General features: G+C 62.3%; 14 protein-coding genes and 1 pseudogene. 3 read left to right on the top strand and 12 right to left on the bottom strand.

Annotation, left to right across the window (positions count from 1 at the left end; all coding sequences use genetic code 11):
* The coding region (gene tolB, locus RMO81_RS11390) for a Tol-Pal system beta propeller repeat protein TolB (RefSeq protein ID WP_310475997.1) at positions 1-1,286 on the bottom strand (1,286 nt) is incomplete at its 3' end.
* A 117-nt stretch (positions 1,287-1,403) separates the two neighbouring features.
* Between tolB and RMO81_RS11385 the strand changes: the two genes are divergently transcribed.
* The 3 genes from RMO81_RS11385 to RMO81_RS11375 all read left to right on the top strand — a co-directional run bounded on the left by RMO81_RS11385 (position 1,404) and on the right by RMO81_RS11375 (position 3,885).
* On the top strand, positions 1,404-2,639 hold the full coding sequence (locus RMO81_RS11385; protein WP_310475995.1) for a hypothetical protein: 1,236 nt from the start codon (positions 1,404-1,406) through the stop codon (positions 2,637-2,639).
* Positions 2,527-3,336, top strand: coding sequence for a S9 family peptidase (locus tag RMO81_RS11380; protein WP_310475994.1), 810 nt, complete (start codon positions 2,527-2,529; stop codon positions 3,334-3,336). The genes RMO81_RS11385 and RMO81_RS11380 overlap by 113 nt, the downstream gene beginning before the upstream one ends.
* 192 nt (positions 3,337-3,528) lie before the next feature.
* Positions 3,529-3,885: a hypothetical protein gene (locus tag RMO81_RS11375; protein WP_310475993.1), complete on the top strand. Its 357-nt coding sequence runs from the start codon at positions 3,529-3,531 to the stop codon at positions 3,883-3,885.
* A 176-nt stretch (positions 3,886-4,061) separates the two neighbouring features.
* Here the strand turns inward: RMO81_RS11375 and RMO81_RS11370 are convergent, their stop codons facing one another.
* The 11 genes and pseudogenes from RMO81_RS11370 to RMO81_RS11320 all read right to left on the bottom strand — a co-directional run.
* Positions 4,062-4,850 (bottom strand): hypothetical protein, encoded by a 789-nt coding sequence (locus RMO81_RS11370; protein ID WP_310475992.1) that lies wholly within the window; start codon positions 4,848-4,850, stop codon positions 4,062-4,064.
* Entirely contained in the window at positions 4,847-5,281 is a 435-nt protein-coding gene (locus RMO81_RS11365) for an ExbD/TolR family protein (protein ID WP_310475991.1), read from the bottom strand. Before RMO81_RS11365 ends, RMO81_RS11370 begins: the two co-directional genes overlap by 4 nt.
* Complete coding sequence (gene tolQ, locus RMO81_RS11360; protein ID WP_310475990.1) at positions 5,281-5,994, bottom strand: protein TolQ; 714 nt, start codon at positions 5,992-5,994, stop codon at positions 5,281-5,283. The genes RMO81_RS11365 and tolQ overlap by 1 nt, the downstream gene beginning before the upstream one ends.
* Entirely contained in the window at positions 5,991-6,437 is a 447-nt protein-coding gene (locus RMO81_RS11355) for a YbgC/FadM family acyl-CoA thioesterase (RefSeq protein WP_310475989.1), read from the bottom strand. Before RMO81_RS11355 ends, tolQ begins: the two co-directional genes overlap by 4 nt.
* Before the next feature lie 107 nt (positions 6,438-6,544).
* Positions 6,545-6,922 (bottom strand): 50S ribosomal protein L19, encoded by a 378-nt coding sequence (rplS, locus tag RMO81_RS11350; protein WP_310475987.1) that lies wholly within the window; start codon positions 6,920-6,922, stop codon positions 6,545-6,547.
* Position 6,923: 1 nt separating this feature from the next.
* On the bottom strand, positions 6,924-7,655 hold the full coding sequence (trmD, locus tag RMO81_RS11345; RefSeq protein WP_310475986.1) for a tRNA (guanosine(37)-N1)-methyltransferase TrmD: 732 nt from the start codon (positions 7,653-7,655) through the stop codon (positions 6,924-6,926).
* The gene (locus RMO81_RS11340) at positions 7,652-8,029 is read right to left on the bottom strand and encodes a type II toxin-antitoxin system VapC family toxin (RefSeq protein ID WP_310475985.1); all 378 of its coding nucleotides are present in this window, start codon (positions 8,027-8,029) and stop codon (positions 7,652-7,654) included. The genes trmD and RMO81_RS11340 overlap by 4 nt, the downstream gene beginning before the upstream one ends.
* Complete coding sequence (locus RMO81_RS11335; RefSeq protein ID WP_310475984.1) at positions 8,026-8,319, bottom strand: AbrB/MazE/SpoVT family DNA-binding domain-containing protein; 294 nt, start codon at positions 8,317-8,319, stop codon at positions 8,026-8,028. The genes RMO81_RS11340 and RMO81_RS11335 overlap by 4 nt, the downstream gene beginning before the upstream one ends.
* Positions 8,320-8,351: 32 nt before the next feature.
* Positions 8,352-8,840 carry a ribosome maturation factor RimM gene (gene rimM, locus RMO81_RS11330; protein ID WP_310475983.1) on the bottom strand — a complete coding sequence of 163 codons (489 nt, stop codon included), beginning with the start codon at positions 8,838-8,840 and terminating at the stop codon, positions 8,352-8,354.
* 12 nt (positions 8,841-8,852) lie between these two features.
* Positions 8,853-9,437, bottom strand: a complete 585-nt coding sequence (gene rpsP, locus RMO81_RS11325) for a 30S ribosomal protein S16 (RefSeq protein ID WP_310475982.1) — start codon at positions 9,435-9,437, stop codon at positions 8,853-8,855.
* Positions 9,438-9,472: 35 nt separating this feature from the next.
* Positions 9,473-10,086, bottom strand: a pseudogene (locus RMO81_RS11320) (signal recognition particle protein); the annotation flags it as partial.

Here is a 10,086-nt window from a genome sequence, read left to right as displayed (position 1 = left end):
GCGATACTGCGTTCATTCAAGCCGGAAATATCCACCGACCACAAGCCCGTTCGACCCGAACGTGCGCCACGGGCAAACAAGATGACCCGGCCATTGGGCGACCACGACGGGCCTTCATCCTGATAACCGTTGGTCAGCAGGCGCTCTCCGGCGCCATCCGGCCGCATCACGCCGATCCCGAACCGGCCGCCGCCGATGCGGGTGAAGGCGATATAATCACTGCGCGGGCTCCACACCGGGCTGGCGGAGCGGCCTTCGCCAAAACTGATGCGTTGCTGGCCGCTGCCATCGGCGTTCATCACATAAACCTGCTGCGACCCGCCGCGATCGCTTTCAAACACGATCTTGCTGCCATCGGGCGAATAGCTGGGTGAGGTATCAATGCCCGGGCCGCTGGTAAGCCGCTGGGTCGCGCGGGTGGCGATGGTGAAACGGTAGATATCGGTATTGCCGCCCACCGCCATCGAGAACACCAGATGCTGCCCATCCGGGGAAAAACGCGGCGCAAATGTCATGCCGGAAAACGCGCCCACCGCTTCCTGCCGGCCGCTGCCCAGCGTGTAGAGCCATACGCGCGGCCGATTATTCTCAAAACTCATGTAGGTGATGGTCTGCTGCCCCGGCGCAAAACGCGGCGTGAGCACCAGATTCTGGCCTGAGGTGAGGAATCGGTGGCCGGCGCCATCCTGATCCATGATGGCGAGCCGTTTGATGCGTTTGGTGCGGGCACCGGTTTCGCTGACATAAACGATACGGCTGTCGAAATAGCCGGTTTCGCCAGTAAGGCGGGAATAGACCAGATCAGCGCATTTGTGCGCCGCCCGCCGCCAGCCGGCCGCGGTGGTTACAAAGCCTTGGCGCGCGATTTCGGCACCAGCAAACACGTCATAGGCATAGCAGGCCAGCGTGAGGCCGCCATCGGGATTGGCCGTTACCGTGCCCGTTACCAGCGCCTGCGCCGCGATGGTGCGCCAGGCCTGAAAATCGGGTTTCAGCACATCATCAATACCCACGCTGGTGGTGTAGGCCTCCGGATCGATGGTCTTGAACAGGCCGGAGGATTTCAGATCACTGGCGATCACCTGGGCAGCGCGTTCGCCCAGCGCTGTGGTGGTGCCGGCTTCCGTGCTGGCGCCATTGCCGGGTGCAAAGGCCGGCACCGCGATCGGCATCGGCTGCGTCAGGCCGGCGTTGATATCCACGCGCAGGGGGGCGGAACCAGCAACGCTTTGGGCGAGGACAGGTGCAGCAAACAGCGCAGCAGCGAGCAGAATCAGTCTCATCATCTCCTCATATCAGGGGGGAAAGCTGAACGGGAGTGAAACCGCCAATGCTGGCTTGCGCTGACACGGCCTGATGTGCAAACATTCTGTATTAATCCAATAATACAGGTGGGGACCATCGTGAAGAACTTCATATTCCTGCGCGCTGCGCTGTTGCTGGCCGCCGCGCCGGCGTTAGCCGCCGTGCCAACCCCGCCGCGCCCGCTCACCGATCCGGCCAGCCTCGCCTCCCCGGCCAACGCCCAGGCCCGCCCGGTGCCGGTGGCCGATTTGGTGTTTACCCGCAGCGCCGTCGGCCCGGTGTGGAGCGCGGACGGCAAGGGCCTGTTCCTCGTCACCAACCTGTCGGGCCGCGCCAACATCTGGCGCATGGCGTCGAATGGCAGTTGGCCGGTGCAGATGGTGCAATCCGACGATGTGCAGAGCGGACTGGCCCCCTCTGCCGACGGCCAGTGGCTTTATTACACGCAGGATTCGGGCGGCAACGAATATGCTGATCTCTATCGTGTGCCGGCTGCCGGCGGCACCATCGAACAGATCACCCGCAGCGATGATGTGAGCGAAACCAATCCGCTGCCTGCCAGGAACGGCGCCATCGCCATCAGCCACAAGCGGAAAGGGGCTGCACAGACCAATCTGGCGGTGCTGGATGGCAGAACCGTCCGCTTGCTCACCAACGAAAACGATCCGCAATGGAACTGGGAGGCGGTGGCCTGGGTCGCGAACGACAGCGCGCTGATCGCCAATCGCTTCAACGTCGGCGGCAGCGATGGAGAGGTGTGGCGCATCGATGCCGCCACTGGCCAGGCGGCGCTGCTGCTTGGCAAGAACGGCGTGGTGTATGCCGCGTCTGACGCCAGCCCGGATGGCGCGACCATCGCCATCACCAGCGATGAAGGCAGCGGCCAGGATCATGCCGGCGTGCTCGATACCGGCACCGGCAAACTGCGCTGGCTGGCGGCGACGCCGTGGGAACAATCGTCAGGCGCGATGAGCCCGGACAGCAAATCCATGCTGGTGCGCACCAATGTCGATGGGCGCAGCGCGCTGGCGCTGGTCGATACCGCCAGCCTGGTGTCCACGCCGCTGCCGCTCCCCCCCCGGCGTGAACAGTGCCCCGCCCGGTGCGTTTTCGCCCGATGGCCGCAGCCTGATCTTTGGCCATGGCGGGGCCGATACGCCGTCGGACCTGTTCCGCTACGATATCGCCAGCGGCACCAGCCAGCCCGTCACCCAGACGGCGATGGCCAGCCTGACGCCGGCCAATCTGCCCAAATCCGAAATCGTCACGTTCAAGGGTTTCGACGGCACTTTGCTCAGCGCGGTGCTCACCATGCCGTTCAATCTGAAACGTGATGGCAGTGCGCCGGCAATCGTGCTGCCCCACGGTGGCCCGACCGGCCAATCGCAGGATGGTTTCAGCCGCACCGCCGCGCTGTTCGCCAGCCGCGGTTATCTGGTGATCCAGCCCAATTTCCGCGGTTCCACCGGCTATGGCCGCGCCTTTCAGGAGGCCAACCACAAGGATCTGGGCGGCGGCGATCTGAAAGACGTGCTGTCCGCCCGGGATTTTCTGGTGGCGACAGGATTTGTGGATGCAAAGCGCATCGGCATCACCGGCGGCAGCTATGGCGGCTTCATGACGCTGATGGCGATCGGCAAGGCCCCCACGGCCTTTGCGGCGGCCGTGCAGCAATTTGGCATCATCAACTGGCGCACCATGTGGGAGAATGAAGACGCGCGCCTGCAGGCCTATCAACGCAGCCTGCTCGGCGCGCCGGACGAGTTCAAAGGCGTTTACGAAGCCTCATCGCCGCTCTCCTATATCCGCGCTGCCACCGCGCCGTTGCTCAGCCTGCAGGGCGAGAACGACATCCGCGTGCCGCGCGGCCAGGCGCAGGAAGTGGCCGACATCCTGAAGGCCAAGGGCAACATTGTTGAAACAATGTTCTACAAGGCGGAAGGCCATGGATTTCAGAAACGCGAGAACCAGCTCGATGCGTTGAGTCGGACGCTGGAGTGGTTTGATCGGTATCTGAAACCGGCGAGGTGATTTCGGAGAGAAAGAAGAGGTCTCCGGCGGGCAGGGACTCAGTCCCTGCACCCGTCTTATTTAGAGCCGAAAATTCGTTGCAATTGAAAGCTAGGCATCCAAACGTCTGTTCACAAACCTTGTGACGTATCGGAATATTGAATTTTTTGGGATTTTGGTTACATTGGTGCTTCGCACAATGAGGTTTTTTCGGTGATACAGCCAAATCTCAAAGCAATGATAGCCGCAGCAGCGTTTTCACACTCCACTGGTCGTAATCTTTCTTCAATTTACGACTATTCAGTAGGTGAGCACAGAAGTGTCAGCGTTAAAGTGTCTGGTTCCAATGTGGACGGCTATGATTATATTAGCTCGTGTCATTTTGGTGGAAATATCCCGAATTTATATCACTATGGCATGACTGCCCACGTGCAATTCAAGCCGGTTCAGTACGGAAAGTATACTGGTTATGACTATGGCAGCGGCAATCATTTCGAAGTTACCGTTAATGGAAATAATGCTTCGTTTTATGACTATGGAGCAAGTGGATGGACAAATTATTCCGCCTAAGTTCATTTTTTAGATATTTTTTTTCATTGATTGTCTAAATATATTCTGGTGTAGTCAGAATTGGACCTGAGCATTAGGATCATTCGTGCATCTCTATTAGGAACTCAAGTTAGGCTTGGCCGCCCAAAGATCAAATGGCTGCAAGGACGGCGCCTGTGCTCGTCGGAGGAATCAATCTACGCTACCTCCTTCGGATCGAAATTGATGACCACGTTCGCCCACAAATCGTATAATTCCAGCGGCAGCTTCAAGGGCTGGCATCGCAGAACAGCGCGGCGGGCTGTATCAGCAAAGACCCGCGCGTAATCTGCATTGCCGGGGGTAGACGATGTCGGTGTTCCAACATCGGGCGTGCCAATCACCCTACCATCGCGGCCATATTGAACCTGCACGGTGACTTGCATGTTGCGAACATCCCGGCCGCCCGTTGGCGGGTTCCAGCACGGATACACCTGAGCGCGGATGGCTTGGGCCAACGTCGCAGCAGCGCGCGGATCGACGGTGGCGCGGGCGGGTGCGCTGGCGTTCAACTCCTTGGCCAGTTTCGAGGTGTCGAGCGGCTTTTTGGTCGCCTTGGGCAGGGATTTGTCGATCAGGCTGGCCAGGGTGGAGGTGTCGAGCGGGGAGGGCGGCGCCTTGGTGGGTGTCGCGGCCTTGGGTTTGGGCGGCGTGGGTTTGGTGGGTTCGGGCGACGGCACGGCGTCGGGGCGCACCGGTTCGGGTTCGGGCGCGGTTTCGGCCTCTGGTGCAGCGGCAGCAGCCTCCTGCGGGGCGGCTTCCATCGAGGGTTTGGGCGGTTCCGGCGTGCGCGGGGCGTCGGATATGGTGACGATTTCCACCGGCACGGCGTCAGTGGGGGCAGCCAGCATTTTCTCGCTGTTCTGCCAGGCCAGGCTGAGCGCGGCCAACAGCACGAGGTGCGCGGTGGCAGCGCCGGCAATGCTGAGGCGTTCAGCGCGGGTCATTGCGGGGTTTTGGCTTGTCCGTCAGTGACGAGCGCCACCTTCTTGAAGCCGGCGCCGTTCACTTCACCGACCACCTGCATCACAGTGCCATAATCGAGGCCATGATCGGCGCGCACATACACACGCGCTTCGTCACTGCGGGCCTCACGCAGGGCGGCCAGTTTGGCGGGCAGGGCGGCGGGGGTGATGGCAAGGCGATCAACGAACAGTCCGCCAGCGGCATTCATGCTGATCTGGATCGGCGACTGATCTTGCGGCAGGCTTTGCGCCTTGGCGTCGGGCAGATCGACCGGCACGCCGGCCACCAGCAGCGGCGCGGTCACCATGAAGATGATCAGCAGCACCAGCATCACGTCCACCAGCGGCGTGACGTTGATCTCGGACATGGGTTGCTGGCGGCCCTTGCCTCTGCGGGGTGCGCCCATGGCCATTACTGGCTGTCCATGCCGTCAAGCTGGCGGGAGAGGAGGTTGAGATATTCCTCCGCGAAGGCGTTCAGTCGCGCTTCAAGCCGGTTCACCCGGTGCAGCAGCCGGTTGTAGCCGATGACGGCGGGGATGGCGGCAAACAGGCCGATGGCGGTGGCGAACAGGGCTTCGGCAATGCCGGGGGCGACGACGGCGAGGCTGGTGTTCTGGCTGGCGGCGATGCTGGCAAAGCTGCGCATGATGCCCCACACCGTGCCAAACAGGCCGACGAACGGCGCGACCGAACCGATGGTGGCGAGCGCGTTCAACCGGTCCGACAATTCATCGATATCACGGCCGATGGCGACGCCCGTGGCGCTGGCCAGGCGCGAACGCAGGCCCTCGCGATCAATGCTGCGCCCGGTGCGGCCAGCAAGGCTGCGGCGCCATTCGTTCATGCCGGCCAGAAAGGCGCGGGCAGACGGGTGATCGGCGCGGGAGGCGGGTTCGTACAGGCTGTCGAGATCCTTGGCCTTCCAGAACCAGTCTTCGAACTTGGCGGCTTCGCCGTTCAGGCGCGACAGGCGGCGCGAGCGTTCGAGGATGATCGCCCAGCTCCACACACTGGCCAGCAGCAGGCCGAACATCACCGCTTTCACAACGATGTCTGCCTGCATGAACAGGGCGAAGGGCGACAGATCGGCAGCGACTTTGATTGCAATATCGGCTTGCATCATGGTTCCTGGGCCAGAAGTTCGTGGAACCGCGCCATCCAGTCGCGCGGCTGCCGGCGCGGGCGGCCGGCGGGATCAAGGAAAGCAGCGATCAGTGTGGCCGTTGCCAGCGCTTCACCGGCGCGGGTGATGCGTTGTTCGATCTGGCAGGCGGCAGCGCGCACGGACAGCAGACGGGTTTCGATGGTTAACACATCGTCCAGCTTGGCCGGACGCAGCCACTTGATCTGCATTTCGGTCACGGCATAGGCGCCTTCGCCAGCCTTTACTGCCGCGCCGTGATCAATGCCGCCCACACGCAGGAATTCGGTGCGGCCCCGTTCCAGGAAATGCAGATATTTGGCGTGATACATGATGCCAGCGGTATCAGTGTCTTCAAAATAGACGCGCGCGGGCAGGCGGTGGATGCCGCCATCAATCGCGCCGGAAGGGGGCAGGAGGGACATATTGTGCAGATAGGGGCTTGGGCCCTGAACGTGCAATGAAAAAGGGCGCCAACAGCGATGCTGCTGGCGCCCTTTCGACAATCTGGCAAAAACTGTCCCTGCGGGGATCAGTCCTTGGCGGGGCGCGCGTCGCGCTTCTCGACGATGCGGGCGGACTTGCCGCTGCGGCCACGCAGATAATAAAGCTTGGCGCGGCGCACGACACCGCGGCGCACCACTTCGATGGCTTCGATGCTCGGGCTGTACAGCGGGAACACGCGTTCCACGCCTTCACCAAAGCTGATCTTGCGGACGGTGAACGACGAATTGATGCCGCGGTTCGAACGCGCGATGCACACGCCTTCGTAATTCTGCACGCGGGTGCGTTCGCCTTCGATAACGCGCACGCCGACGCGCAGCGTATCGCCAGCGCGGAACAACGGAATGCTGCGCTTTTCAGTGAGTTTGGCAATCTGCTCGGCTTCGAGCTGCTGGATGAGATTCATCTCATTCCTCTTTCTTCTTTTGTCGCGCGCCAGAGGGCGGATGGACCCGATCATCCCCATGATGATCCCACAGATCCGGCCGCCTTAGCCGTGTGTCCTGTTCGGACCGCGCGCGGCGCCATCGGGCGATGCGTGCGTGATCCCCCGATCGCAACGCTTCGGGGATCGCCAAACCTTCCCATTCGGGGGGCCTGGTATAATGCGGGTGTTCAAGAAGGCCGCTCTCGTGGCTTTCCTCAATCCCACTGGAAGCCGCGCCCATTACACCGGGCAGCAGCCGCACGCAAGCATCCATCACCACCAGTGCGGCGACCTCGCCGCCAGACAGCACATAGTCGCCAATCGAGACTTCCTCGATGGCGCGGCGCTGGAAAATCCGTTCGTCAAACCCTTCGAAGCGTCCACACAGGATGATGGCGCCGGGGCCTTCTGCCAATTGGCGCACGCGGGCCTGGGTGAGGCGGCGCCCGCGCGGTGTCATGGCCAGCAGCGGGCGGCCATCGGCCACTGCATCGATGGCTGCGGCCAGCACATCGGGCTTGAGCACCATGCCCGGCCCACCGCCGGCCGGCGTGTCATCCACGGTGCGATGTTTGTCGGCAGCGAAATCACGGATGTTGGCGGCGTTGCAGGACCAGATGCCATCGGCCAGTGCGCGGCCGGCGATGCTCTGGCCCAGATGGCCGGGGAACATCTCGGGGTAGAGGGTGAGGATCGTCGCGCGCCAGCTCATGGCTGCATCCAGTCTTCAACGGCTAGGCCAGGCACGTCAGCGAAATCGAGGGGATTGGCGGTGACGACCGTAAGGCCGCGCGACCAGGCGTGGGCGGCGATCAGTCTGTCATAACTGGCGCGACGAAAGCGCAGGGTAGCGTAGGCATGAGCAGCCGGATCGTCGAACGGCAGTACGCTGATCACGGTCAGAAGCCGGTCCAGACTATCTGCCTCCTCGGCACGCAAGCCGATCAGCATCTCGGCCAGGCAAATGCTTGACGTCACTACTGAACCAAGCGGGCAGGTGTTCAGGCGACGCAACGCATTTTGTGCGTTGCCTTGCAAAAGATAGATGCCGATGTTGCTGTCCAGCAGCCAGCGCGGGCTGGTCATTCAGTGATTTTGCCGCTGGCTGCTGCACATTCGGCCACTTCACGTGCCAGTCGTTCAGACGGACGCTCGTCGAAACTGCGGTCAGTGATCGGCTGGATGCCCGGGCAACTGCCGTAAATGCCATCCAGATTGATCAACGGCACGTCAACCGGCACCGCTTCGATCACCCAGCGGCCAGCTTCCTCGCGCACTTCAACCAGCGTGCCTGGCGGCGGCGCGAAACTGGCGGGCAGGCGTACGGCGGCGCTGTTGCCGGATTTGAAAATTTTGGTGCGTTTGGTGGCAGTCATGAGAGAACCTATGTCTATACACGCTGTATATACTAGGCCAGCCAGGCGCGGTCAACGATGAGCCGCTCTGCCTCCTCGCGCACCACGTCAGGCACGAAGGGCACCATGACGGTGCCGCCCTTGGCCAGCGCGATGTCGATGATGTCGGAGGCGCCAAAATTGTCGATGGATTTGACCGTGCCAACCAGTTCGCCGGTTTCATCCACCACCGTGCGGCCAAGGTAATCAGCGACATAATATTCGCCGTCGTCCAGCGCTGGCAGGGCGGTGCGCGGAACAGCGAGGGTGAGGCCGCGCATGGCTTCGGCCACGTTGCGATCGGTCACGCCTTCGAAACGGGCAATGGCCGTGCCGGGCTTGTCGCCGCGGATGGCCGCCAAAACCAGAACCCGCCCGCCCGCATCAAAGCGGGCGTGACGGGCCAGTGATTGCGCGTCGTCGGTGAACAGCTTCAGCCGCACCTCGCCGCGAATGCCATGGGCGCCGGCAATGGCGGCCAGCACGATCTGATCGGCCGCCATCGCCTGGGCTCCTTAAGCGGCGGTTTCGCCGTCGGCAGCAGCTTCAGCAGGTGCTTCGGCAGCGGGCGCTTCTTCGGCAACAGCTTCTTCGGCCACAGCTTCAACAGCCGGCGCTTCTTCGGCGGCTGCTTCAACGGGGGCGGCAGCGGCTTCGGCGGCAGCAGCAGCAGCGGCTTCAGCAGCTTCGGCTTCGGCAACGACAGCAGCAGCGGCAGCTTCAGCAGCAGCGACTTCGGCAGCAGCGGCGGCTTCGATCGCTTCAGCAGCCTTCTGGGCGGCCATTTCGATGCGTTCCTTGGCCTTGGCGCCGGGCTCACCCTTGGTCGGGTTGCTCTTGACAGCGCGGGTGCGCAGGCCAGCGGCATCAAGGAAGCGGGCAACACGGTCGGTCGGCTGCGCGCCAACGCCCAGCCAATAGGCAGCGCGCTCGGTGTCCAGCTTCACGCGCTCAGCGGAATCCTTGGGCAGCAGCGGGTTGTAGGTGCCCAGCTTTTCCAGGAACTTGCCATCGCGCGGGGACCGGCTGTCAGACACGACGATGCGATAGAACGGGCGCTTTTTCATGCCACCACGGGCGAGACGAATTGAGATAGCCATTGATACTTCCTTCCAGTAATTTCAGTTGATTGAGGTTATTTCTTACCGAACTTGTTGAAGCCTGGCGGCAGGCTTCCCATGCCGGGGCGACCGAACATCCGGCCCACGGCGCCCAGATCGATGGCACCGCCGGGAGCCCCAGTTTCCCCGCCTGCCGGAGCTGCGCCGTCCGGCCCGGGCATGCCACCCGCTCCCATACCGGCCAGCATCTTCATCATGCCCTTCATGCCGCCCATCTTCTTCAGGCGCTTCATGACATTGGCCATTTCCTGGTGCATCTTCAGCACCTTGTTGACATCCTGCACGGTGGTGCCGGACCCATTGGCGATGCGGATCTTGCGCTTGGCCGTGAGGATTTCCGGCTTGGTGCGTTCCTTGGGCGTCATCGACAGGATGATAGCTTCCATGCGATCCAGCATCTTGGGATTGACCGCGCCGCTGTCCATCGCCTTCTTGGCAGCGCCCATGCCCGGCATCATCGCCGCCAGCCCCGAAAGCCCGCCCATCTTTTTCATCTGGGCCAGTTGCTGGCGCAGATCGTCCATGTCGAATTGGCCCTTGGCCATCTTCTCGGCCATTTTCTCGGCCTGATCGGCTTCGAAATTGGCAGCAGCTTTTTCCACCAGGCCGACAATGTCGCCCATGCCCA

It is taken from the genome of Sandarakinorhabdus sp. (genome assembly GCF_031422795.1).
Lineage (GTDB): Bacteria > Pseudomonadota > Alphaproteobacteria > Sphingomonadales > Sphingomonadaceae > Sandarakinorhabdus.
Note: the sequence above shows the minus strand (reverse complement) of the source record. Positions and strands in the feature narration are given on the sequence as shown.